At 55.6% G+C, this 25,660-nt stretch carries 21 protein-coding genes; 9 read left to right on the forward strand and 12 right to left on the reverse strand.

The annotated features are described in order from the left end of the window. Positions 1 to 22: 22 nt before the first annotated feature. Entirely contained in the window at positions 23 to 1,711 is a 1,689-nt protein-coding gene (gene narQ, locus FD737_RS19250) for a nitrate/nitrite two-component system sensor histidine kinase NarQ (protein WP_160834311.1), read from the reverse strand. A gap of 241 nt (positions 1,712 to 1,952) precedes the next feature. On the opposite strand from narQ, the gene FD737_RS19255 reads away from it, so the two are divergent. The 7 genes from FD737_RS19255 (at position 1,953) to nudK (ending at position 8,744) form a co-directional block, all read left to right on the forward strand. After that, the gene (locus FD737_RS19255) at positions 1,953 to 2,225 is read left to right on the forward strand and encodes a YdgH/BhsA/McbA-like domain containing protein (protein WP_160834312.1); all 273 of its coding nucleotides are present in this window, start codon (positions 1,953 to 1,955) and stop codon (positions 2,223 to 2,225) included. 277 nt (positions 2,226 to 2,502) lie between these two features. Continuing rightward, positions 2,503 to 4,005, forward strand: a complete 1,503-nt coding sequence (ansP, locus tag FD737_RS19260) for an L-asparagine permease (protein ID WP_097118576.1) — start codon at positions 2,503 to 2,505, stop codon at positions 4,003 to 4,005. Positions 4,006 to 4,167: 162 nt separating this feature from the next. Next, a complete protein-coding gene (locus tag FD737_RS19265) occupies positions 4,168 to 4,458 on the forward strand; it encodes a chaperone NapD (RefSeq protein ID WP_160834313.1) in 291 nt (96 codons plus the stop codon). After that, the gene (napA, locus tag FD737_RS19270; protein WP_160834314.1) at positions 4,455 to 6,941 is read left to right on the forward strand and encodes a nitrate reductase catalytic subunit NapA; all 2,487 of its coding nucleotides are present in this window, start codon (positions 4,455 to 4,457) and stop codon (positions 6,939 to 6,941) included. Before FD737_RS19265 ends, napA begins: the two co-directional genes overlap by 4 nt. An 11-nt stretch (positions 6,942 to 6,952) precedes the next feature. Beyond that, positions 6,953 to 7,384, forward strand: a complete 432-nt coding sequence (napB, locus tag FD737_RS19275; RefSeq protein ID WP_045814877.1) for a nitrate reductase cytochrome c-type subunit — start codon at positions 6,953 to 6,955, stop codon at positions 7,382 to 7,384. 8 nt (positions 7,385 to 7,392) lie between these two features. After that, on the forward strand, positions 7,393 to 7,977 hold the full coding sequence (napC, locus tag FD737_RS19280) for a cytochrome c-type protein NapC (protein ID WP_160834315.1): 585 nt from the start codon (positions 7,393 to 7,395) through the stop codon (positions 7,975 to 7,977). A 188-nt stretch (positions 7,978 to 8,165) separates the two neighbouring features. Beyond that, positions 8,166 to 8,744, forward strand: coding sequence for a GDP-mannose pyrophosphatase NudK (gene nudK / locus FD737_RS19285; protein ID WP_097118572.1), 579 nt, complete (start codon positions 8,166 to 8,168; stop codon positions 8,742 to 8,744). 44 nt (positions 8,745 to 8,788) lie between these two features. On the opposite strand, the gene FD737_RS19290 is transcribed toward nudK, so the two are convergent. The 8 genes from FD737_RS19290 to FD737_RS19325 are packed head-to-tail and all read right to left on the reverse strand — an operon-like array spanning position 8,789 to position 16,712. Then, positions 8,789 to 9,751 carry a ribokinase gene (locus tag FD737_RS19290; protein WP_034825823.1) on the reverse strand — a complete coding sequence of 321 codons (963 nt, stop codon included), beginning with the start codon at positions 9,749 to 9,751 and terminating at the stop codon, positions 8,789 to 8,791. Beyond that, positions 9,751 to 10,644, reverse strand: coding sequence for an allose kinase (gene alsK, locus FD737_RS19295; RefSeq protein WP_160834316.1), 894 nt, complete (start codon positions 10,642 to 10,644; stop codon positions 9,751 to 9,753). Before alsK ends, FD737_RS19290 begins: the two co-directional genes overlap by 1 nt. Then, the gene (alsE, locus tag FD737_RS19300; protein ID WP_038645526.1) at positions 10,641 to 11,333 is read right to left on the reverse strand and encodes a D-allulose 6-phosphate 3-epimerase; all 693 of its coding nucleotides are present in this window, start codon (positions 11,331 to 11,333) and stop codon (positions 10,641 to 10,643) included. The genes alsK and alsE overlap by 4 nt, the downstream gene beginning before the upstream one ends. Next, positions 11,333 to 12,382: an ABC transporter permease gene (locus tag FD737_RS19305; RefSeq protein ID WP_058959087.1), complete on the reverse strand. Its 1,050-nt coding sequence runs from the start codon at positions 12,380 to 12,382 to the stop codon at positions 11,333 to 11,335. The genes alsE and FD737_RS19305 overlap by 1 nt, the downstream gene beginning before the upstream one ends. 13 nt (positions 12,383 to 12,395) lie before the next feature. Further along, positions 12,396 to 13,385 carry an ABC transporter permease gene (locus FD737_RS19310; RefSeq protein WP_034825832.1) on the reverse strand — a complete coding sequence of 330 codons (990 nt, stop codon included), beginning with the start codon at positions 13,383 to 13,385 and terminating at the stop codon, positions 12,396 to 12,398. Continuing rightward, positions 13,378 to 14,883 carry a sugar ABC transporter ATP-binding protein gene (locus FD737_RS19315; RefSeq protein ID WP_034825973.1) on the reverse strand — a complete coding sequence of 502 codons (1,506 nt, stop codon included), beginning with the start codon at positions 14,881 to 14,883 and terminating at the stop codon, positions 13,378 to 13,380. The genes FD737_RS19310 and FD737_RS19315 overlap by 8 nt, the downstream gene beginning before the upstream one ends. A gap of 2 nt (positions 14,884 to 14,885) precedes the next feature. Next, positions 14,886 to 15,869, reverse strand: coding sequence for a substrate-binding domain-containing protein (locus FD737_RS19320; protein WP_160834317.1), 984 nt, complete (start codon positions 15,867 to 15,869; stop codon positions 14,886 to 14,888). 12 nt (positions 15,870 to 15,881) lie between these two features. Then, complete coding sequence (locus FD737_RS19325; protein ID WP_160834318.1) at positions 15,882 to 16,712, reverse strand: DeoR/GlpR family DNA-binding transcription regulator; 831 nt, start codon at positions 16,710 to 16,712, stop codon at positions 15,882 to 15,884. A 579-nt stretch (positions 16,713 to 17,291) separates the two neighbouring features. Between FD737_RS19325 and FD737_RS19330 the strand changes: the two genes are divergently transcribed. Next, positions 17,292 to 18,350, forward strand: coding sequence for a DUF1176 domain-containing protein (locus tag FD737_RS19330; protein ID WP_160834319.1), 1,059 nt, complete (start codon positions 17,292 to 17,294; stop codon positions 18,348 to 18,350). Positions 18,351 to 18,453: 103 nt separating this feature from the next. Here the strand turns inward: FD737_RS19330 and ampH are convergent, their stop codons facing one another. The 3 genes from ampH to tal all read right to left on the reverse strand — a co-directional run bounded on the left by ampH (position 18,454) and on the right by tal (position 22,804). Continuing rightward, a complete protein-coding gene (gene ampH, locus FD737_RS19335; RefSeq protein WP_160834320.1) occupies positions 18,454 to 19,629 on the reverse strand; it encodes a D-alanyl-D-alanine-carboxypeptidase/endopeptidase AmpH in 1,176 nt (391 codons plus the stop codon). A gap of 145 nt (positions 19,630 to 19,774) precedes the next feature. After that, a complete protein-coding gene (gene tkt, locus FD737_RS19340) occupies positions 19,775 to 21,784 on the reverse strand; it encodes a transketolase (protein WP_160834321.1) in 2,010 nt (669 codons plus the stop codon). A 69-nt stretch (positions 21,785 to 21,853) separates the two neighbouring features. After that, positions 21,854 to 22,804 (reverse strand): transaldolase, encoded by a 951-nt coding sequence (tal, locus tag FD737_RS19345; RefSeq protein WP_045814871.1) that lies wholly within the window; start codon positions 22,802 to 22,804, stop codon positions 21,854 to 21,856. A 329-nt stretch (positions 22,805 to 23,133) separates the two neighbouring features. On the opposite strand from tal, the gene maeB reads away from it, so the two are divergent. Then, positions 23,134 to 25,413, forward strand: a complete 2,280-nt coding sequence (gene maeB / locus FD737_RS19350) for an NADP-dependent oxaloacetate-decarboxylating malate dehydrogenase (RefSeq protein ID WP_160834322.1) — start codon at positions 23,134 to 23,136, stop codon at positions 25,411 to 25,413. Positions 25,414 to 25,660 lie beyond the last annotated feature (247 nt).

Genomic DNA, 25,660 nt, shown 5'->3' on the forward strand with positions numbered 1-25,660 from the left:
CATTCAACATAAGTGTATCGCGTTAAGCCAGCCGGTGTGCCGGTCGCGGTGGGAAACGCAGCGTAACGCGCGTGCCACGCGTCTGCGGAGTAATCAGTAAGCTGCCAGAAAGCCGGGCAGCGCGCTCCGCCATTATCGTCAGACCGTAATGGCCTGGAGGTTCTTCCAGGCTACGGATGCCGCAACCGTCATCTTCAATCGTCAGCAGATGGAATGCGTCTTCATCGCGCTGATAAAAAATATGGATTTGCTGCGCCTGTGCGTGACGAATGGCGTTCAGCAGGGCTTCACGTGCAATCTGCAGCACATGCACCTGCTGTTGCGCATCCAGCGTTTGCAGGCCCGATTGGTAATTGAAGGCGATCGCGGCGTGAGACTGTTCCTGCAATGGGGCGATCATGGCCTGCATCGCCTGCACTAAATCTGCCTGTTCGATAGTCAGACGAAAGGTCGTCAGTAACTCGCGCAGTTGCTGATAGGCCTCGGCCAGGGCGCGATCAAACTCGGCAATAATCGATTGTGCCTGGGGCTGGGTGTGATCGACATTGCGGCGCAACAACGTGAGCTGGATGCGCAGGAAGGAGAGCGACTGCGCCAGCGAATCATGCAGTTCACGCGCGATGGTGGATCGCTCTTCTATTAATAGCATCTGCTGGTACTGTTTTTGCGTCTGCCAAATCCATAGCGAGCGCGCCAGCATGTGGGCCAGGCTTTGCATCAGCTCATCGGCAGGAGGCGCTCGCCGCGTTTGCCAGCACAGTTCGCCGAGTCGTTGGTCCTCTTGCTGCAACGGCAAACTTTGCCATTCGAGATCGTCTTCCGCCACGCCCGCCTGAAAATTAATGCCGTCGCTGGTGATGCTCAATACGGTCAACGCTTCACGACGTTGCACCAGCCGCAGCAATCCCTGGAACAATTCCGGATTAAGTGGGCTACTGGTGAGGACCTGCGAGCATTCATAGAGTAATTTCAGCGTGCGATTGGCTTGGGTGAGATCTTCCGTTTTATTGCGTACCGCCAGCTCAAGCAGGCGATAGTGCGAGTGCAGCCGTTCGGCCATGGTGGTAAAGGCTTGAGCTAACACGCCGAGTTCTGTGGGTTGGGAAATCGATAACGGCGGAAAGCTGAAATTCGCCTGCTCAACGTATTGGCTGGCCGTGACCAGTGAATCCAGCGGGCGCACCACGTTGCGACGAATAAAGCGGATGGTCCACAGCGCCAGTGCCACAATCGCCAAAAAGCCGAACAGGCTGCTGGCCGCCACCAGATGCATTTTCAGTTCGGCGTAATGTTGCAGTGCCAGCACAAAACGGTCGATTTCACTGACGTACCCGGCAACGCGTTGCTGATAGATCTGCGCGCGCTCGGGCTGTAGCGTTTGTTGCAATTGCGGCCAGCTATCGCGCAGATAGCGATAGCGGCTGGCGACTTCCTTCGGCACCCACGGGCGCTCCAGATGCTGCAGAGCCGGTGAGCTGAGGGTTTGCTGATAGATTTGGATGTGCTGCGCCAGCTGCTGCGGATCGCGCGTGCTATCCCAGGCGAGGCGGTATATTTGCATGCGCAGCGAACCGGCGACATTCACCGCTTCGGCATCACGTAAACTGCTAGAGAGCGTTAACAGCGCCAGGCCGGTGGTGAGCAGCGACAACAACACAATCGCGCTCAGGGCACGGGCCATGGTGCGGGTAACAGGACGTTTCACTATCACAATAAAACCCTTATAAGAGCGTGGGATTATAAGGCAGCGTCAGGCAGACAGCGAGCCGGAATCGTCACATCAGGTTACTTTTAGCAGAGAAATCCACTTCTCTTTACCTTTCCCTGGATTGCATGTCGTTAGCTGGCGAATTATTGAACGGCTTTACGGCCAGCTGTGCCTGCTTTTCATTACTTCGCTGATAATTTGTAGCGTAATCACTTTTATGAACGGACGACAACAGGAGCAAATGATGAAGACACCCATTGCCATTCTGACTACTGCACTGCTTGCCACCGCAAGTTTCACGGCCTTCGCCGCGCAACCCTTAAGTGCTGAGCAGGCGGAAAACCTGCAAAGCAGCGGTACCGTTTCCATCAGCGGCGTTCGCGGTTCCATCGATGATGCAACCCGCCAGCTGTCGCAGAAAGCGGAAGATATGGGCGCCAGCCATTACCGCGTAATTGGCGTGCAAAACCCAGGCGATTCCAGCCTGTGGAGCGGCACCGCAGAGATTTACCGTTAATCCCCTCCCGTAGTTTTCCCTGTAGCCACCCCTTTACCGGCCATTCACTGGCCGGTTTTTTTGTGCACCGCGACCGATTCTTACAAATCAACTCGTGCAACCAAACGGTATTTTTTGCTTCGTTCATGCAGAACGGGTAGGATTCATCGCCGTAAATTCCCGGCTCACCGCGCGACATCGTTCCGCCGTATCGGTAGCGGGTTTTACCCCATTTCGCACCGCCGCACGCAAACGATTGGTCAGGCGATGATTGATGGTCAGGACAAACAGGAAAGCTATGAATTCAACTAAAAAAACCGCAGCCGAACAACGCGCTGCGAAAAGACGCTGGCTCAATTCCCACGACAGCGGTTACCACAAAGCAATGGGTAACCGTCAGGTACAAATGATCGCCATTGGCGGTGCCATCGGTACCGGCCTGTTCCTTGGTGCAGGCGCGCGCTTGCAGATGGCTGGTCCTGCTCTGGCACTGGTTTATCTGGTGTGCGGTATCTTCTCCTTCTTTATCCTTCGTGCGTTGGGCGAACTGGTATTACACCGCCCATCAAGCGGCAGCTTTGTTTCTTATGCACGCGAATTCCTCGGGGAAAAAGCGTCATACGTGGCAGGCTGGATGTACTTCGTTAACTGGGCGATGACCGGTATCGTGGATATCACCGCAGTTGCGTTGTATATGCACTACTGGGGCGCGTTTGGTGATGTGCCGCAGTGGGTGTTTGCTCTCGGCGCTCTGGCGATTGTCGGTACCATGAACATGATCGGCGTGAAGTGGTTCGCCGAAATGGAGTTCTGGTTCGCATTGGTGAAAGTGCTGGCGATCGTGGTGTTCCTGATCGTCGGTGTGGTGTTCCTCGGCAGCGGTAAACCGCTAGACGGCAATACCACCGGCTTCCATCTGATCACGGACAACGGCGGTTTCTTCCCGCACGGCTTGCTGCCGGCGCTGGTGTTGGTGCAAGGTGTGGTGTTTGCCTTCGCCTCGATTGAGTTGGTGGGCACCGCGGCCGGGGAGTGTAAAGACCCGAAAACCATGCTGCCTAAAGCCATCAACAGCGTGATCTGGCGTATTGGTCTCTTCTACGTCGGTTCGGTGGTGCTGCTGGTACTGCTGCTGCCATGGAACGCCTATCAGGCAGGGCAGAGTCCGTTTGTCACCTTCTTCTCCAAACTGGGCGTGCCTTACATTGGTAGCGTGATGAACATCGTGGTGCTGAGCGCAGCGTTGTCGAGCCTCAACTCGGGCTTGTACTCCACCGGTCGTATTCTGCGCTCCATGTCGATGGGCGGTTCTGCGCCTCAGTTCATGTCGAAGATGAGCAAACAGCAGGTGCCGTTCGCCGGTATCCTCGTTACCATCGCGGTGTACGTGGTCGGTGTGGTGCTCAACTACTATGTGCCATCGCAGGTGTTTGAGATCGTACTGAACGTAGCTTCACTGGGCATCATCTCTTCCTGGGGCTTTATCGTGGTGTGCCAGATGCGTCTGCGCAAAGCGATTAAAGAAGGTAAAGCGGAAGACGTCAGTTTCAAGCTGCCGTGGGCACCGTTCACTTCATGGTTGACGCTGCTGTTCCTGGTGAGCGTGCTGGTGTTGATGGCGTTTGATTATCCAAACGGTACCTACACTATTGCATCCATCCCGCTGATTGCCGTGGTACTGGTGCTGGGCTGGTTCGGTGTGCGCAAACGCGTGCATGCGGAAGCCATGAAAGAGCACGACCATCATCATGACGAACAGGATGATGGGGCAGCTAAGCTGGCGGAAGATAGCTCGCGTTAATCGCAGCCATTCTCATCAACGGGGGCCTTTTGGCCCCCGTTTTCATTTCAATTGTCCTTCCCTTGATCCCACATCGGGATATACACCTTTCGGGTGATATAGCCCTGCAAAAGCTCAGGGTATTTTACGTCTCATCTCAAGCTGGCTAAACGAGGTGAGCGCATGACGCACTCCATTCTCCCTGAAAGCACTTGGCACGTATGCGGTCTGGTCATCCAGGCGCGATCTCACGCCATCCCGGCGGTAAAGCAGGCATTGCTGTTGCTTTCTGATTGCGAAATCGCCGCCGAAGACAGCGCACGCGGCACGCTGGCCGTGACCCTGGGTGCTGCTGACAGTCGCGCCTTGCTGAATAACATCGAAGCCACCCGCAATATCCCGCATGTATTGGCCGTTTCTCTGGTGTATCACCAGCAAGACGAAACGGAATATCGTCACAAGGAAGCATCATGAAAGTCAGTCGTCGAGAATTTATGAAGGCCAATGCGGCCGCAGCGGCGGCAGTGGCCGCAGGACTTACGATTCCCAGCGTCACTAAAGCCGTGACCGCACTGGGCGCTCCGATCCGCTGGGAAAAGGCGCCGTGTCGTTTTTGTGGCACCGGTTGTGGCGTGCTGGTGGGCACGCAAGAGGGACGCGTGGTGGCCTCACAGGGCGATCCGCAGGCGGAAGTAAACCGTGGGTTGAACTGCATCAAAGGTTATTTCCTGCCCAAGATCATGTACGGAAAAGACCGCCTGACGCAGCCGTTGCTGCGCATGACCGATGGCCACTACGACAAAGAAGGCGAGTTTACCCCGGTGAGTTGGGATCAGGCCTTCGACATCATGGAACAGAAGTTCAAAGCGGCGCTAAAAGCCAACGGGCCTGAATCCATCGGCATGTTCGGTTCCGGTCAATGGACGGTATGGGAAGGGTATGCCGCCTCTAAATTGATGAAAGCCGGTTTCCGCACCAATAATCTCGATCCTAATGCGCGTCACTGCATGGCCTCGGCGGTGGTGGGCTTTATGCGTACCTTCGGCATGGATGAACCGATGGGCTGCTACGATGACATCGAAGTGGCCGATGCCTTTGTGCTGTGGGGCTCGAACATGGCCGAGATGCATCCGATTCTCTGGTCACGCCTGACCGCCCGTCGCCTGAGCGATGACAACGTTAAAGTCGCGGTGCTCTCTACCTACCGTCATCGCAGTTTTGAACTGGCTGATAACGGCATGGTGTTTACGCCGCAAAGCGATTTGGCGATTCTTAACTTCATCGCCAACTACATCATTCAGAACAACAAAGTCGATAAAGCCTTCCTGCAGAATCACGTCACGTTGCGTAAAGGCGTCACGGATATTGGTTATGGATTGCGCCTAAGCGATCCGCGTCAGGCCTCAGCGAAAAACCCGGATAGCGGCGAATCCACGCCGATCAGCTTCGACGAGTACGCCAAATTCGTTGCCGAATACACGGTAGAGAAAGCCAGTGAGATGAGCAGTGTAGAGCAGGATCAGCTGATTGCGCTGGCCGAACTCTATGCCGACCCAAACATCAACGTGGTCTCCTACTGGACCATGGGCTTTAATCAACATACGCGCGGCGTGTGGGCCAATAACCTGTGCTACAACATCCATCTGCTGACCGGAAAAATCTCGCGCCCCGGCACCGGTCCCTTCTCGCTCACCGGGCAACCCTCCGCGTGCGGAACCGCACGTGAAGTCGGCACCTTCTCGCATCGCCTGCCCGCAGACATGGTGGTGAATAACGATAAGCACCGTGCGACGGCTGAGAAACTGTGGAAGCTGCCGCAGGGCACCATTCCCGCCAAAATCGGCCTGCATGCGGTCGCTCAGGATCGCGCGCTGAAAGACGGCAAACTGAATGCGTACTGGGTGATGTGTAACAACAACATGCAGGCGGGCCCGAACCTGACGCAGGAGCGCATGCCAGGCTGGCGTGATGCACGCAACTTTATCGTGGTGTCCGATCCTTATCCCACCGTCAGTGCTTTGTGTGCGGACTTAATCCTGCCGACGGCGATGTGGGTGGAGAAAGAGGGTGCTTACGGCAACGCCGAGCGTCGTACCCAGTTCTGGCATCAACAGGTGAAAGCACCGGGTGAGGCCAAATCGGATCTGTGGCAGATGGTGAATTTCGCTAAGCGTTTCCGCGTGGCAGAGGTCTGGCCGGAAGCGTTGATTGCCCAACAGCCAGAGCTGCGGGATAAAACCTTGTATGACGTGCTGTACGCCAACGGCCAGGTTAATCAATTCCCGTTGAGCGAAGTGGCCGACGATCGACTGAACGACGAGGCGCGCGATTTTGGCTTCTACATCCAAAAAGGCCTGTTTGAAGAGTATGCCAGCTTTGGTCGCGGACACGGTCACGATCTTGCGCCATTCGATGCCTATCATGAAGCGCGCGGATTGCGCTGGCCGGTGGTGAATGGCAAAGAGACGCGCTGGCGCTACCGCGAAGGCTTTGACAGCTACGTCAAAGCGGGCGAGGGCGTGCGTTTCTATGGCAAGCCAGATGGCAAAGCCACCATTTTTGCCCTGCCGTATGAGCCACCCGCTGAAGCACCGGACGCCGAGTACGATCTGTGGTTCTGTACCGGCCGCGTGCTGGAACACTGGCACACCGGCACCATGACGCGTCGTGTGCCGGAGCTGCATCGTGCCGTGCCGCAGGCGCTGCTGTATATCCATCCGCTTGACGCCAAAGATCGCGGTTTCCGCCGTGGCGAGAAGGTCCGCGTGGTATCACGTCGGGGTGAAACCGTGGCGACTGTCGAAACGCGCGGACGTAATCAACCGCCAAAAGGGCTGGTGTTTATGCCGTTCTTTGATGCTGGCGTGCTGGCCAACAACGTCACGCTGGATGCCACCGATCCGCTATCGAAGCAGACCGATTACAAAAAATGCGCCGTTAAGCTGGTCAAAATTTAAGGCAGGATGCAATGAAACCCTTATTTACTCTTATCACCGTTGCCGCCCTGACGCTGGGCGGCGTGGTTTACGCGGGTCATGGCGTGGATCTCACACAATCTCCGGAAGTCACGGCCACGCAGCAGGGCACGATCCATCAGCCTAAAGAGCAGAGCCGCAAACCGCTGAACTACGTGAATCAGCCGCCGGTGATCCCGCACAGCGTCGATGGCTATCAGGTGACGAAAAACGTTAATCGTTGCCTGCAGTGCCACGGTACGCAAAGTTACCTGACCACCGGTGCGCCGCGCGTCAGCCCAACACACTTTACCGATCGCGATGGTCTGGTGAGCAGCACGGTTTCGCCGCGCCGCTACTTCTGTTTGCAGTGCCACGTCCCGCAGACCGATGCCAAACCGGTGGTGGAGAACACCTTTAAACCGGCCAACGGCTTTGGGCAGTGAGGATATCAATGAAACAGAGATTATTACGCATCTGGCGCTGGTGGCGACGCCCCAGCCGCTTAGCACTCGGCACGCTGCTGATTTTGGGTTTTGCCGGTGGGATTATTTTCTGGGGCGGTTTTAATACCGCAATGGAGATGACCAACCGCGAGCAGTTCTGCATTGGCTGCCATGAGATGCGCAACAACGTGTATCAGGAGTATATGCAGACGGTGCACTACAACAACCGCAGCGGCGTGCGTGCAACCTGCCCGGATTGCCATGTGCCGCACGAATGGGGTCCGAAAATGCTGCGCAAATTGCAAGCCAGCAAAGAGGTGTACGCCAAGATCTTCGGCCTGATCGATACGCCGCAAAAGTTTGAAGAGACGCGTATCGAGCTGGCGCAGAATGAGTGGCGCAGGATGAAAAATAATAACTCGCAGGAGTGCCGAAACTGCCACAACTTCGAGTACATGGATTTCACCGCGCAGAAGACGGTGGCAGCAAAAATGCACAGCAAAGCGGTGGAGGAAGGGCAAACCTGTATTGACTGCCACAAAGGAATTGCGCATCACCTGCCGGATATGAGCGAGCAGAAGAACGGTTTTTGATTTTCGCATTGTCATCAATTCGCGCGATAAATCGCGCCGCTACTTCTCTCTGCACCCTGTCGTAGCGGCGCAACGTATTGCGCGACCGTTCTCGCCCTTCAATGCGCACTGACCGCGCGAATTCAGATAGTTTTCCCCGCCGCTAACGCCTATTATCTTAGGCTCCCTCATTAAGCGGTGGAGCGGCCATGTCGTTAAAGATCAACATCATTAAAGATAAGTTACTGTCAGATAATTACTTTATCCTGCGTAACTTCACCTACGAACTGACCCGTAGCAACGGCGAAGTCATCCGCCACAAACGCGAAGTCTATGATCGCGGCAACGGCGCCACCATCCTGCTTTATAACCGCGATAAAAATACCGTGCTGCTGATTCGTCAGTTCCGCATTGCGACTTACGTTAACGGTAATGCCAGCGGTGAATTGATTGAGACCTGCGCGGGGCTGCTGGATAACGACACGCCGGAAGATTGCATCCGCAAAGAAGCCATCGAAGAGACCGGTTATGAGGTCGGCAAGGTCGAGAAGCTGTTTGAAGCCTATATGTCACCGGGTGGCGTAACAGAAATCGTCCATTTCTTCGCGGCAGAGTATAGCGATGCAATGCGCGCCAATGCCGGTGGTGGCGTAGAAGATGAAGAGATTACCGTGCTGGAGTTGCCTTTCCCGCAAGCGCTGGCGATGGTGAAAGATGGCCGCATCCTCGATGGTAAGGCGATTATGCTGCTGCAATATGCGCAGATTGCAGGTTGGTTAAAAGCCTGACCGGTGCATCATTAAGGGCGACTTTCATGGCCGCCCACAGTCATTCAAGCCATCACTTCCAACGGCTCGGGCACGCACTCCGGATGTGCCTGCATACGCGCCAGCGCTTCGGCGTACGACGGCATTGAATTAGCCGCACCAGAACGCTCGACACACAACGAAGCAAACGCCGAAGCGAACAGAGCCGCTTGTGGCAGTTCATCTCCAGACGCTAAACGCGCTGCCAGCGCACCGTTAAACGCATCGCCCGCGCCGGTGGTATCCAGCGGTTGTGCCGGGAACAGCGGAATGCGCAGCGGCTGCTGTTCCGCATTGGACAACAGGGCGCCCGCCATCCCCAGGGTAATAATCACCTGACGCGCGCCTTTGCGGTGCATCACTTCTGCGGCTTTCTGCGCACTGGCAAAATCCGTCACCTTTACGCCGGTAATCTGCATCGCTTCGGTGCTATTGGGCGTCAGTAAATCCACCTTCGCCAGCAGTGCATCACTCACTTTTTGCCACGGCGCCGGGTTTAAAATCACAAAGGTGCCACCCGCACGCGCATTATCAATCATGCGCTGAATGGCATTCAGGTTGTTCTCTAGCTGCACCAACAAGATATCCGCTGCGGCTACCGTAGGCTGACAGCGCGACACTTCCGCCGCCGTCACCGTGGTGTTCGCGCCTGGGAACACCGAAATCATGTTCTCAGCATCATCCCCGGCCACATAAATCAGTGCGTTGCCGGTAGGCTTCTCTTTACAGGTAAACAGCGTAATCGCATCAAAGCCGGTTTTTTCGAGGTGACGACGGGCGAAAGTGCCAAAATCATCATTACCGACCTTGCCGATATAGTGCACGCGCGCCCCGGCACGCAGCGCCGCCGTGGCCTGGTTTGCGCCTTTGCCGCCCGGTCCCATCATGCTGTTATGGGCAGTCAGTGATTCACCCGGCATCGGGAAGCGGTTCATCACCGCGACGACGTCGAGGTTGAACGAGCCAAACACACACACTTTTCCTTTCATCATGCACTCCTGAACAGGCGTTCGGCGGCCAAACAGGCACCGCGACAGCCGGTGTGATCGGTGGATTGACTAAACACGATCTTCAAATTGTCACGCGTGGCCGGTGGACGCAGATGCTGCTGAATCTGACTGCGTAACTGCGCCAGCGGGAAGTCCGCCATCGCCAGCACTCCGCCACCCAGAATCAGGTATTCGGGATCGAGGATGTTCATTTCGGTGGCAATCAGCTGCGCCAAACGATAAACAAATGCCTGCAACTCCGGATGGTCGCCATGTTGCGTAAACAGCGCCGACATATCGGTATTCGGCACGTGAGCCTTAGCCCAGTGACTCAACCAATGGCCCGAAGTCACCGTCTCCGCACAACCCCGGTTGCCGCACGGGCAGGGTAGATCGTTACCGGCAATCGGCACATGGCCCAATTCACCCGCGCCGCCGTGCTGGCCGTGGTAAAAGCGACCATTGATCCACAAGCTGTTGCCCATACCGGTACCGGGATACAAACCTACCGCGATATCCGGCAACTGCTCCAGCTGCATTAAATCCCACATCATCAGATGGTTAACATCTTTATCCATCGCCACTGGCACGCCAAGACGTTCGGTGAGGATCGCCGCCACAGGCTGATGATCCAGCGCCTGAATAAACGGCAGCGAAATCACCTGCTGACGATCGCGGCTGAGAATGCCCGGCAATCCCAGCATCACGCCGCTCACCGGTTGCTGCTCCAGTGTTTCATTGATTAACTGCCCGAGTGCCGTCAAAGCGTCGGGCTGCTGCGCCCAGCTGGCCGTCGGCACCTTGCGGAAGCTGGACCAGATGCGTCCCTCTTCCATCAGCTGCAGACGTGTGCCGGTGCCGCCAATGTCGATGCCCAGCCAGCGTGGAATCATGCGGATACCTTCGCCAGGCCCTGAGCTTCATCAATGCTGTCACGCATCATGTCCCAGGCCGTTGCCAGATCGTCATGGATGTTAAACAGGCCCGAGGTACCGACGATCAGCACTTCTGCACCTGCTCCAACCAGCGTGTTGTAAGTGCGCGTGTTGCAGGAACCATCGATCTCAATCAGATATTTGTGGCCATGCTGCTGCTTCAGGGCTTTCAGTTCCTGCACTTTGGCGACCATTTCCGGGATGAATGGCTGTCCGGCATAGCCAGGATCCACGGTCATCACGGTGATTTTGTCCAGCAGATGAATATAGTGATGGATAAACGATACTGGTGTGGCCGGGTTCAGCACCACGCCGACTTTCTTGCCAAAGCTGCGAATCAGGTTGATCACGCGGAACGCATCGCGGTTGATGGTTTCTGCATGTGGGCAGATGTAGTCGGCACCCGCTTTGGCAATCACTTCAATGAAGTCGGTCGGGTGTTCCACCATCAAATGCACATCCAGCGCCACTTTGGTGTGTGGACGAATCTGCTCAATAAAGAACGGCGACAGCGTGATGTTCTTAACGTAGTGACCGTCCATGATATCGATATGGAGGAAGTCTGCGCGGGAGTCCAGCACTTCCAGCTGGTGCTTGATCTCCATCAGATTCATACACATCAACGACGGGGAGACTTGAATACGCATTAGACTTCCTTTTTTTCGGTCAGAGGATTAAGGGCCGCAGCGAGCTTGCTCAGCTTGACGGCACGATGTTCATTAAAACGGGCTTTGAATTGTTTGAAGGCCAACACCACAATCAGCACTGCGCCCCACATCGCCAGGCTTACGTGCTGGCTGATGTTCATCAGATTGAAACCGGTAGAGAGCACTTGCAGGGCAATTAGCGCCAGTACCACACCCGTAACGCGGCCGAAGCCACCGTTCGGGTCGGTGCCGCCGAGAATAATCGCCAGCACGGTCAGCAGCAGATACGCATCGCCGTAGCCCATACGCGCTGAGTTAAAGCGCGCCATCATGATTAATCCGGCTAACACGCACAGCAGGCTGGAGATGACGTACACCAGTACCACCATGCGATGCGTGTTGATGCCGCTGAACCAGGTGGCGTTAATGTTGCTGCCGCCCATGTAGATGCATTTACCGGCGCGGGTTTTGCCCAGGAACAGCGCCAGCAGCGCAGCGGCAATCAGGAACACCCACAGTGGCAGCGGCATACCCAACAGCGTGTTGGAACCGAGTGCCTGCACCACCGATGGCATGCCGCTGACGGCGGCACCTTTGGTCAGCCAGATGCCGATGCCGTTCAGCGTCATCATGGTCGCCAGCGTCACCAGAATCGGGTGAGCACCAATTCGCGTCACCATCACACCGGTGATGACACCGATAAAGGCAGCAATCAGCATTGCGCCGACGATGGCGATAAACAGCCACAGCAGTTGCTGACCGGTGCCGGCATCGGCGGGCAGGGCGCTCATCAGCGTCCAGGCGATAAACAGTGCGGTCAGGTTAGCGGTAGCGATAATCGCCAGGTTCAGGCCACCGCTGAGGATGGCGATAAACATTGCCAGCGTCAGCAAGCCCAGTTCCGGCAGCTGGAACGCCATACTCATAAAGGTCGAGTCGGTCATAAAGCGGCCCGGCAGCATGAAGGTGAAGATTGCCAGCGCCAGCGCAATCAGCAGCATCAGGCCAATATTGGTGCCGTCCGGACGCAGAGCAGAGAGTGATTTCATGTGAATGCTCCTGTCAGACGAAACTGACGTCAGTTTCTTTACGTTTTTTGTAGTGAGTGACGGCAATCGCCACCATGATCACGCCGCCTACCACGATGTTCATGAAGTAGTTGGAGACGCCAATCAGGTTGAGGCCGTTCTTCAGGATGGCGATCAGGAACACGCCCATCAGTGTGCCGCTCACCGTGCCTTTACCGCCCATCAGGCTGGCACCGCCGAGTACCGTGGCCGCCAGTACATCCAGCTCGCCACCGACTAACGCATTCGGCACCACTTCACCCATGCGATACACCTGCACCAGGCCGCCAATCGCCGCCATCGCACCGAGCCAGCCGTAAGCGAAAACGTGAATCAGACCGACGCGAATCCCGATACGGCGTGCGGATTCGGCATCGCCGCCCACCGCATACAGCTGGCGGCCGAGGTTGGTTTTGTTGAGCAGCAGCGCGGTCAGTCCGGCAATCACCAGCATGGTGATCAGCGGCAAACCAATCTGGAAACTGTTGCCTTGCCAGGTGAAGGGCAGCACGCTGCGCAGCGTGATCCACCAGTCCGGCAGGGAATAAAGGCTCTTACCGCCGGTCACCCACATCAGCAGACCAAACAGCAGCGACTGCATACTGATGGTGATGATGATCGACACCACGCGCAGCGAGGTAATCAGCAGGGCGTTAATCACGCCAAAGGTGGTGCCGCAGACAATCGCCAGCAGGATGCTCAGCGCCGCGTTATCAAACTGGAACTGCACAAACAGCGAAGCGATCAGGTATTGCACCACCGACGCCACCGCGGCGAAGGAGATATCGATCCCGCCGGTCACCAGCACCACAAACAGGCCGAGGGCAAAAATACCGGTCACCGCGTAACTTTCGGCCAGATCCAGCAGGTTCTGTACGGAGAGGAACTGGTCGCTGGCCACCGAGAAAAACAGGATGAAAGCCAGCAGCACCCACGCCAGCCAGCCTTGACTGGAGTGCGGGCGTAAACGAGAAAAATCAGGCATTGATCACCTCCGCCAGCTGTTCTTGCTCAACGGTATCGGGTTGGTATTCGGCATGAACGGTGCCATCACGGAAGTGCAGAATGCGGTCGCAGTTGTACCAAACCTCTGGCACTTCATCGGAAATCAGAATGATCGACAGACCTTCCTTCGCCAGCTCGTGGATCAACTGATAGATGCTGGCTTTAGCGCCGACATCCACGCCCACGGTCGGCGAGTCCAGAATCAGAATGCGCGGCTGGGTCAGCACCCATTTCGCCAGCACAATCTTTTGCTGGTTACCCCCGGAGAGGGTAGAGATCGCCAGATTGGGATCGGCCACGCGCACACCGAGCTGTTGAATCCATTGCAGGATCAGCTTGTTCTTGCGGTATTCGTCGATGATGTGAAAACGGTTTTGCAGTTTGTCGAGGATCGGCAGCACCATGTTGTCGGCCACCGATTGCTGCTGCACCAGACCGAGGGTTAAGCGGTCTTCGGAGACATAACCGATACCGGCTTTGATGGCATCTTCATGACCGCGGAAACGCACGGGCTTGCTGTCGAGCCAGATTTTGCCGCTATCGGGTTTGGTCATGCCAAACAGCGACAGTGCCAGTTCGGTACGACCGGAGCCGAGCAGGCCGCACAGGCCGAGTACTTCGCCCTGATACAGCTTGAAATTGACGTCATGGTATTGACCGGCGCGTGTCAGGTTCTCGACTTCGAGAATGGCGCGGTCGGCATTACGCGTTGGCGCTTTCAGTTGATAATCGAGTTTCAGCCCGGTCATCAGTTCAGTCAGATGATGTGGCGTCATCTCTTTAGCGGGCCAGCAGCCCATCTTGCGTCCGTCACGGATCACGGTCACGCGATCCGAAATCTCTAATACTTCATCCAGACGGTGGCTGACGAACACCACGCAGATGTTTTTGTCTTTCAGGTAGCGCACAGTGCGCAGCAGTTGGTTTACTTCGGTGCGGGTCAGAGAAGCCGTCGGTTCGTCCATGATCACCAGGCGCGCATCGGCGACCAGTGCACGGCAAATCGCCACCTGCTGACGTGCAGCAATCGACAGCGCCGAGACTTTCTCATCCAAATCGAGATCGAATTTCAGTTCTTCAATAATACGGGTTGCCGTTTCACGCAGCTTCGCCTTGCGGTGCCAGCCGAGCAGGCCATTAAGGTTGTGCTCAAAGGCGATGTTCTCGGCCACGCTCAAATTCGGGAACAACGACAGATCCTGATAAATCACCTGGATACCGAAATCACGCGCCTGACGGGTGGTCAGACGCGGGAAGGTCGGGCCATCACCCAGGGTAATGCGGCTGCCACTGTCCGGGGCGTGTACCCCGGAAATGACTTTGATTAAGGTGCTCTTGCCACAGCCGTTGGTGCCAGCCAGGCAGTGCACTTCGCCCGCCAGTAAGCTCAGCGAGATATCGCTCAGTGCGCGGTTGCCACCAAAAGTTTTCGACAGGTTGTCGAGCGCAATTAACGTCTGTGGGATCACCTCTTTCATCATTACAGCCCCATTTTCACCAGTTTTGGCAGGTTTTCTTTATCCAAGCTTTCGGTGTTGTTACCGAGGATGGTGTGGGTCGCCTCGTCAACTTTCACTTTGCCCAGACCGTCGATGGTCATACCGTCGGTGATCGGCTCTTTCTTCTGCATCATGTCGGTGATACGCACGAACACTTCGCCAGCGGTTTGCGGGTTCCAGATGTAGCCGCCTTTGATCGCGCCACGCTGCACCAGTGAAGCACCCTGGCCTGGGCTGAAGGCGCCAATGACGCACACCTGATCAATCTTGTTGCGGTTCATCACTGCACGACCGGCACCGATTGGGCCCTGTGAGCCGAACGCCATAATGCCTTTCAGATCCGGGTATTTGGACATCAGTTCGTTAGTGGTACGGATGGAGTCATCCAGTGATTCACCCACGCCGAACTTGTCGGTCACCATCTGCATTTTCGGGTAGTGTTCTTTCTGGTAGTTCAGCGCGGCATCGGTCCACTGTTGGTGCAATGGCACAGTCAGGCTGCCGACGTACATGGCGTATTTGCCCTCTTCATGCATGCATTTCGCCAGCGCTTTCATGTGGTTGATGCCGTGTGTCGGGGCATCCACCAGTTCGAAGTCCCAGTTCGCGCCTTTCTGATCCGGTGATTCGTGGGTGATCACCTGAATGCCGGCTTCACGTGCACGTTTCAGTACCGGTTCCAGCACTTTCGGGTCATTCGGCACTACGCCGATGATGTCGACTTTCTGCGCAATCAAATCTTCAATCGCACGCACCTGCAGGGCAGGGTCGGCGGCGGTTGGGCCTACCATCCATGCATCAATGCCGCGTTTCGCCGCTTCACTCTTGATGCCCGCTTCCATGGCGTTGAACCATGGAATACCGCCAATTTTCACCACGATGCCCATGCGTAATTTGTCAGCAGCGTGCGCGCCGGTAGCGGCAAACAGAGCAAGCAGAGAACAGGCGATAAGATGTTTTTTCATAAAGACTCCGGATTAATTTTTTATAAGCTGCATTGAATTGTTGCGCTGTGAGCAATCAATAATATTGACGCCGTTCCAGGCTAATTCTTGTTCCAGCTCTTTGTCTTTTAATTGGTCAGTGATGAGAAAGTCCACATCGCGATAATGGCAAATACGCGCGAATGAGGGCCGCAGGAATTTACTGGCATCCAGCAGCAGATGTTTTCTTTCTGCTGCCAGTAACATCTGTTGTTTTAAATGTGCGTTGTTTTCGTTACCTTCACGTAAATAACCGTCATTGCCTAAACTGCTACAGGACAAAAAGATCTTATTGATCTGAAATTCCCGTAAAGGCTGTTCAGCGACAACACCGTGGAAATCTTCATAACGGTCAGAATATTCTCCCCCCAGACAGATGGTGCGGATACTGCCGCGCGCCGCAAGGGTTTGCACTATTCTGATAGAGTTGGTTAATACCGTTAATTCAATATCCGGTAGCTGTCGCGCCAAATACCAGCAAGTGGTGCTACTGTCGAGTAATATACAATCGCCGGGGCTGATGAAATCGAGTGCACGTTTGGCTATTGCCATCTTTGCATCTACATGTTCATTCATGCGCTGGCGGAAAGATAATTCATACTCGTTAACACCCCTCGTATTCCCCTGAATGTTAGCGGCTTGTCGTTTTGCTGGTACTGCACCGCCGTGGCTACGTTGCAACAGCCCACGTTTCTCCAGCTGAGTTAAATCACGACGAATAGTTTCTTGCGAAACCTGACACAACGTGACTAATTCAGCGACAATAACCCGACCATTTAAATTTAGTTCGTCAATAATTCGCTGCTGTCTTTCAATCGGCAACATGACTTCCCTCCGATGGCTATAAAGTACTGGATACCGCAGCGGGAAAATGTGGACTGCGCACGAGTCCGCAGTGGTCAAAATGCCCGGCGACGTTAGGGTGATATGAGTCGAATTTTTATGTAAATAGGATCTCATTTTTTCAATAAATAGAGATCTGATTCACATAAACACGCGTGTTAGCGCTAAATCGCGGGATCGGTAGCAAACAATTATTACCGTATGAAAACACCTTATCATGACCGAGTATGACCGTTTGTGTGTATTTGACCGATTTGTGATGTGCGCAAAATTGTTTTTAGCCAAACCCGTCTTTGACGGCATGACGTCGAGCGGACGGAGGTGTTACCCAGATAAACGCTTTCAGACAAACATGACTCCACAGTCCGACGAATCCGATTGAGCGGAAATCAGTCGAAACGGATGATGGAATTCTTGCTTCTTCAGCCTCAGATCGCCCTCAGGCGACGGCTTTTTCATCAGTTAGTACCGCTTTTAGGGCCAGCTCACAGTTTCGGCCTTCTGACCACGTTGTCGTTACGCTATGATTTCTTTTCAGGGAATTTGGGGACCTTTTTTTTGATGTCTTATTGGATGAAGTCGCTGCTTTTATTGCCCTTTGTGTTTGTCGCGTGCGTTCAGGCTGAGCCATTGCAAAAGTCATTTTCTGACTGGCAGCTTACCTGTAACAACGCGGCTTTTTGCGTGGCGCGCAGCTTTCCGGGGGACAACGGATTAGTGATGACCCTTTCACGTGGCGCTGGCGTTAACGATCGCCCGCTGCTGCGTATTGATTACGGCAGCGCGTACAGCGGAGAGCTGCCCGGCGGACCGCTGAAGGAAAATTTGCTGCTGGATCAACGTCGCCTGACGCCAGACCTCAAACACTGGAGCGTGGAGCCACACCATCTCGCCACCAGTAATGCCATCGCCATCGACGAATTTCTGGCGCAAACGCTGGATGCCCATACTCTGCAACTGACCTATCAGGCGAAAGCCACTATCCCACTCAGCGGCATGAAAGCCGCGCTATTGTTGATGGATGACGTTCAGGGGCGGGTAAATGGCGCCAGCGCCTGGGTGAAGCGGGGCGATCGCGCGCCATCGGACGTTCCCCCTGTGCCGCAGGTACCGCAACTGCCCGCTCGCTTACCGCAGCCAGCGCCGTTAACTCAGGAGGAAACCAGCGGGCTGATTGATTACGGCACCTGGCGGGTTAACACCGACAACTGTTCGCTCGATCCGCTGAGACGTGAAGTGAGTGTAGCGCCGCTCACCGACACCAAAGCGCTGCTTTTGATCAGTTGTGAAGCCGGTGCCTATAACGTGATTGATTTGGCCTTTGAGGTGACGCGTAGCCAGCCTTATGTTGCTCGCGGGCTGACGTTGACCTTGCCATTCACGCCACCCGGACGCAGTGACAATCAGATGGAGTTGGTGAACGCTGAATTCGATGCCAGCAGCGGTTTGCTTTACACCTTCAGTAAAGGCCGCGGTCTGGGAGATTGTGGTGTCGCCACGCGTTGGCAGTTCGACGGAAATGACTTTGTGCTGGCAGAGTATGCTGAAGAGAAAACCTGTGACGCATGGCATAGCAGTGATAAATGGCCCACGCTGTGGGTCAGCCAGCCCCCGTCATAATTCGCACTGCAGATGCGTTGGCTGTTTTCATTCACCCCAGTCACTTACTGATGTAAGCTCCTGGGGATTCATTCAATTGCCGACTTTCTGCATCACGAACTATCTAGGGGGACGGTATGGCATTGATCATCATCGGTGAGCCATTTTGATTGCCCACCAACTCCGCCAACAGATTATTCACGCCATCGCTCATCGGTGTGAAGCGTGTCAGCGGTGAACGCGTCACCACCACAAATACTCCGACGTTATTCTGTGGCACCATCGCCATGTAAGTAATAAAGCCGCCGCCGCCGCCGGTTTTTTCGATAATCCCTGGACGTCCCTCTTTTGGCCCCATATACACCCAGCCCATGCCTAAGGCATCGGCACGGCCAGGCACATCCATACCTTCCACTTTGGTCAACTGGTCACGGCGATAGATCAGCGTTTGCAGACGATCAATCTGCGGCGTGCGGTGATTAACCGCCGAGTTGAGGAATTGCTGCATCCAGCGGCCCATATCATCCGGCGTTGAATACACGCCACCGCTGCCAATTGCCGCCAGGGTGTTATTGCAAGGGCTGGCCCCTTTCTCAGGGATCATCAGGCGCTGGCACTGATCGGGGGATGGCGTAAAGGTGGTGTCTTTCATTCCCAGCGGACGTGTCACCAGCTGTTGCAGTAATGCAGGATAAGGCGTACCCGCCGCTTTCGACAGCGCATCACTCAGCAGGTCAAAGCCGAGGTTGGAATAGGAGGCTTGTGTTCCCGGCGTGGCTTTCAATTGCGCACCCTGCAGCCACTGCCAACGATCGGCTTTGGTTGGCCAGACAAACACCGGACGATGCGGTTTTCCGCCCGGCTGTTCGCGCGGCAGGCTACCTGTATGGGTAGCGAGGTTGATCAGGCGAATCGGCTGACCGTTGTAATTCGGGACGCGTGCGCCAGCCGGAGCATACTTGCTCAACGGGTCATCAAGGCGAATCTGTCCGCGTTCCGCCATTTTGACCATCACTTCGCTGGTCATCAATTTGCTCAGCGAGGCGATGCGAATCACGGAGTCGAGCTGAGGGCGCACGTTATTGCCAGGGCTGGTATCGCCAAAGCTGGCAAATACGCGCTGATTGCCATCAATCGCCACCAGCGCCATGCCGGTTGCGCCGCTGCCATAGAAGATATGCTCGGCATAACGATCAACGATCTGCGAGGCCAGCAGCGGATCGGCTACCGTCTGCGCCATGCTTTTTAATGGAAGCACTGAAACCATTAAGGCCAGTAAAAAAGGAGTACGTTTTTTCAACGGGAAAGCGTCCGCAACAGGATTCGGAGGAAAGCTTATAGTAATCAGTTTGTGCGAGGCGTGAAGAGGGAAGGGAGGATTTTTTTCTGTATCAGGCTGTGATCAAAAAACGGCCCTTACGTCAAAAGACGCAGGGCCGGATCGATTAGTGCGGCTTGAGTAATGCTTCGGTATGGCTCACGATATTTTCCACCGTAAAGCCAAATTCCGGGAACAGCTTGCCTGCCGGCGCAGACTCACCGAAGGTGGTCATGCCGACAATCGCGCCATCCAGGCCGACATACTTGAACCAGTAATCGGCGATACCCGCTTCTACCGCCACGCGCGCTTTTACGCCGGATGGCAGCACCGATTCGCGGTAGGCTGCATCCTGCTTGTCGAATACGTCGGTGCAGGGCAGAGACACCACGCGCACCTTGTGGCCGCTGGCACCGAGTTTATCCGCCGCGCCCAGCGCGATTTCAATCTCAGATCCGGTGGCGATGATGATCGCTTCTGGTGTGCCCGCGCAATCCTGCAACACATAGCCGCCTTTGGCGATATCGGCCACCTGTGCTTTGCTGCGCTCTGGCTGCAGCAGATTTTGACGCGACAGAATCAGCGCGGTCGGGCCATGATGGCGCTCAACAGCGGCTTTCCACGCCACGGCGGTTTCCACCTGATCGCACGGACGCCAGACGCTCATATTTGGCGTCACGCGCAGGCTGGCGAGCTGTTCCACCGGCTGATGCGTCGGGCCATCTTCGCCCAGACCAATCGAGTCATGGGTATACACCAGCACCTGGCGCGCCTTCATCAACGCCGCCATACGCACCGCATTACGCGCGTATTCGACAAACATCAGGAAGGTGGCAGTGTAAGGAATAAAGCCGCCGTGTTGGGCAATACCGTTGCCAATCGCCGTCATACCAAATTCGCGCACGCCGTAGTGAATGTAGTTACCGGCGATGTCTTCTTTAATCGATTTCGAACCTGACCAGATGGTGAGGTTACTCGGCGCAAGGTCAGCAGAACCGCCCAGCAATTCGGGCAGCAGTTTGCCGTACACTTCCAGCGTATTTTGCGACGCTTTACGGCTGGCGATTTTTTGCGGATTGGCCTGCAACTCATCAACAAACGCCTGAGTCGCCTCACTCCATTGCGCGGGCATACCGCCATCCAGACGACGGCTGAACTCAGCGGCGAGATCTGGATGCGCCGCTTTATAGGCAGCAAACTTCTCATCCCAGGCTTTCTCTCGCTGACTGCCGGCTTCTTTGGCATCCCACTGTTGATAAATTTCTTTCGGGATTTCAAACGCTGGATGGTGCCAGCCGAGTTTTTGACGGGTCAACGCTACTTCCTGCTCGCCCAGTGCCGAGCCGTGTGACTCTTCTTTACCGGCTTTGTTTGGCGACCCAAAACCAATGACCGTGCGGCAGATAATCAGCGAAGGCTTATCGGTGACACTCTGCGCTTCTTTGATGGCGGCTGCGATAGCTTCCGGATCGTGCCCATCAATGCCTGCTGCACTGCCGACGACATGCCAATTGTAGGCCTCGAAGCGTTTGTGCGTGTCATCGGTGAACCAGCCTTCGGTTTCACCATCAATCGAGATGCCGTTATGATCGTAGAAACCAATCAGTTTGCCGAGGCCGAGGGTGCCGGCCAGCGAGCTGACTTCATGTGAAATACCTTCCATCAAACAGCCATCGCCCATAAACACATAGGTGTAATGATCGACGATGTCGTGGCCGGGACGGTTAAACTGCGCCGCCAGGGTGCGCTCGGCAATGGCCATGCCCACCGCATTGGCCAAACCCTGTCCCAACGGACCGGTGGTAGTTTCCACGCCTGGCGTATAGCCAATTTCCGGATGGCCAGGGGTTTTGGAATGCAGCTGGCGGAAGTTTTTCAGCTCTTCCATCGGCAGATCGTAACCGGTGAGGTGCAGCAGGCTGTATTGCAGCATCGAACCGTGGCCGTTGGAGAGGATAAAGCGGTCGCGGTCAGCCCACGCCGGATTGTTGGGATTGTGTTTGAGAACGTCGCGCCATAGCACTTCGGCGATATCAGCCATTCCCATCGGCATACCGGGGTGACCGGAATTTGCTTTCTGTACCGCATCCATACTCAAAGCACGAATCGCGTTAGCCAACTCTCTGCGTGAAGACATAGGGTACTCCCTTGTGATTGGGCAATAGCGGACGGGCAGACGCCCGTCCGGCGTGAGAAGTGTGGTGATTTACAGGCGTGATGCCAGCACATCTTCCAGCTTCTGCTGGTCAATGGCGAATTGACGGATGCCGTCAGACAGTTTTTCCACTGCCATCGGATCCTGGTTATGTTCCCAGCGGAACTCCGCTTCAGAGAGCGGAGCAGGCTGGTGGAAGCCTTCGGTTGATGGCTCCAGCTTGCGTTCCAGCGGTGCATCGCTGTTCGCCAGCTCTTCCAGCAGGTTAGGGGAGATGGTCAGACGGTCACAACCGGCCAGCGCCTGAATCTGCTCAACCTTACGGAAGCTGGCTCCCATGATCACGGTGCTGTAACGATGCTTTTTGTAGTAATCGTAGATACGACGCACAGATTTCACGCCAGGATCTTCATCCACCACATACGGGTCGAGCGGTTTGCGTGAGTTGTACCAGTCATAAATACGGCCGACAAACGGGGAGATTAGGAACACGCCCGCTTCAGCACAGGCACGCGCCTGCGCAAAGGAGAACAGCAGCGTCAGGTTACACTGGATACCGTTTTTCTCCAGTTCTTCAGCGGCTTTGATCCCTTCCCAGGTTGAGGCCAGTTTGATCAGGATGCGCGAACGATCAATGCCGTTCTCTTCATACATCCGTACCAGTTTCTCCGCTTTGGTGACACACATGCCACGATCGAAGGAGAGGCGCGCATCCACTTCGGTCGAAACACGGCCCGGTACGCTTTTCAGAATTTCCATACCGAGGTTGATCGCCACTTTGTCACTGGCGTTGATGATTTGCGTCTCTTTGCTGCCGCCCTGTTTTTTCGCATAGTCGATAGCGTCATCAATCAGATGTTTATAAGCATCGAGACCGGCAGCTTTCAGGATCAACGAAGGGTTGGTGGTCGCGTCTTCCGGGTGGTAATGGCGAATGGATTCGATGTCGCCGCTGTCCGCCACCACGGTGGTGAACTGTTTCAATGCATCTAGCTGGTTCATCGCTTAACTCCTTGATTAGCAATAATGTGGGCAAACGAGTCGTGCCCTTTCCTGTTGAGTCGTGGCTCAACACAGTGCTACAGACGTTGCACGAAGAAAATGCGTTTTCTCTGATTGTGGCGCTGAAGGGCATCTGTCACGGAAGGGGGTGCCTGATCGGTTCAGCTACGTGTTTTGCCACCATTAAGGATAGCAGGCTGCGCCAAAGCCGCAGGCGAAGCCGTGGCAATCTGTGGCAATCTGTGCCCTCGTTCTTTGAGCGCCTTCACCCTCTTTTGTGCCGCAGATTCCTATACTGGGTTTTTTTCAGCCGTGCCAAAGGATGCCAAATGGACGATCAACTCAAGCAAAGTGCGCTCGATTTCCACCAATATCCCACTCCCGGAAAAATTCAGGTTTCCCCCACCAAACCGCTGGCGACGCAGCGTGATTTAGCACTGGCCTATTCGCCGGGCGTGGCGGCACCTTGCCTGGAGATTGCTGCCGATCCGCTGGCGGCGCACAAATACACCGCACGCGGCAATCTGGTGGCGGTGATTTCGAACGGCACGGCAGTGCTCGGTCTCGGCAATATCGGTGCGCTGGCCGGTAAGCCGGTGATGGAAGGCAAAGGAGTATTGTTCAAGAAATTCGCCGGCATTGATGTGTTCGATATCGAAGTGGATGAGCTGGACCCGGATAAGTTGATTGAGGTAATCGCCGCGCTGGAGCCGACCTTTGGCGGCATCAACCTTGAAGATATCAAAGCGCCTGAGTGCTTTTACATTGAGCAGAAATTGCGTGAGCGCATGAAGATTCCGGTGTTTCACGATGATCAGCACGGGACCGCGATTATCTGTACTGCGGCGGTGCTAAACGGTTTGACCATCGTGAAAAAGGCCATCTCAGATGTGCGGCTGGTGGTGTCTGGGGCGGGCGCATCAGCCATTGCCTGCCTGAATTTGCTGGTGGCGCTCGGCATGCAGAAGCACAACATTGTGGTGTGTGATTCTAAAGGGGTGATTTACCGCGATCGTGAACCCAATATGACGCCGACCAAAGCCGAGTACGCCATAGAAGATAAAGGCGCGCGTACGCTGGATGAGGTGATTGCCGGTGCGGACATCTTCCTCGGCTGCTCGGGTCCGAAAGCGATGACGCCAGAGATGGTGAAGAAAATGGCACCCAATCCACTCATTCTGGCGCTCGCCAATCCCGAACCGGAGATCATGCCGCCGCTGGCCAAAGAGGTTCGGCCGGATGCGATTATCTGCACCGGACGCTCGGATTTCCCTAATCAGGTGAACAACGTGCTGTGTTTCCCGTTTATTTTCCGCGGGGCGCTGGATGTGGGTGCCACGGCAATTAACGAAGAGATGAAACTGGCGGCGGTGCATGCGATTGCGGCCTTAGCGCAGGCCGAGCAGAGCGATGTGGTGGCCTCCGCCTATGATGATCAGGATCTGAGTTTTGGACCGGAATATCTGATCCCGAAACCGTTCGATCCGCGTTTGATTGTGCAGATCGCGCCTGCTGTGGCGAAAGCGGCGATGGAGTCCGGCGTGGCGACGCGGCCCATCGCTGACTTTGATGCCTATCGCGAGCAGCTCACCGAGTTTGTGTACAAAACCAATCTGTTTATGAAGCCGATCTTCTCGCAGGCGCGTAAAGAACCGAAGCGCGTGGTGATGGCCGAAGGAGAGGAGGTGCGGGTGCTGCATGCGACGCAAGAGCTGGTGTCGCTGGGGCTGGCGAAGCCGATTCTGATTGGTCGCCCAAATGTGATTGCGATGCGTATCCAGAAGCAAGGATTGAAGATTGAAGCGGGCAAGGATTTTGAGATCGTCAATAACGAGTCCGATCCGCGTTTTAAAGAATACTGGAACGAGTATTACCAGATCATGAAACGGCGCGGTGTGACGCCTGAAACCGCGCAGCGCGCGGTGATCGGTAATCCAACCTTGATCGGCGCGATCATGGTGCATCGTGGCGAGGCTGACGCGTTAATTTGCGGCACCATCGGCGATTACCGCGAGCATTACGATGTGGTGGAGAAGGTGTTTGGTTTCCGCGACGACGTGAAGGTCGCTGGGGCAATGAACGCGCTGCTGCTGCCGAGCGGGAATACTTTTATTGCGGATACTTATGTGAATGAAGATCCGAGTGCGGAACAGCTGGCGGATATCACATTGCTGGCGGCCGAAACGGTGCGTCGTTTTGGTATCGAACCACGCGTGGCGTTGCTGTCTCACTCCAGCTTTGGCACGTCCAATGCGCCGGGCGCACGCAAGATGCGCGATGCATTAGCGCTGATTCAGAGCCGTGCGCCAGAACTGGAGATTGATGGTGAGATGCACGGCGATGCGGCGTTGGTGGAGAGTATCCGACGTGAACTGATGCCCGACAGCCCGCTGAAAGGCACGGCTAATTTGCTGATTATGCCGAACGTGGAAGCGGCGCGTATTAGTTATAACCTGTTGCGCGTGTCGTGCTCGGAAGGCGTGACGGTGGGGCCGGTGTTGATGGGGATCAGCAAGCCGGTGCATGTATTGACGCGGATTGCATCGGTTCGGCGCATTGTGAATATGGTGGCGTTAGCGGTAGTGGAGGCGCAGACCGAGCCGTTGTGAGGTGATGACGTGGTTAAGGGCTAAGGGCCTGGGGGGGTTGGTGTGGGCCTTAGCCCCTCTGCTGCTGCCGGGCAGTCCTCGCGCCGCTAACGCGGTGCCCTCGGCTTCCACGTCGTGCCGACGGACCGTTCGGGGATCGACCATCCCTGGTCGGCCCCGAACTGATCCACGCATCCCTGCGTGGATCTCCTGGCCCAACGTAAAAGCCTCAGCGCTGCGGATAGCCCTTGCAGCAGCAGAGGGGCTA

The sequence above is a fragment of the Pantoea sp. Seng genome (assembly GCF_009829935.1).
Taxonomy (GTDB): domain Bacteria; phylum Pseudomonadota; class Gammaproteobacteria; order Enterobacterales; family Enterobacteriaceae; genus Pantoea; species Pantoea communis.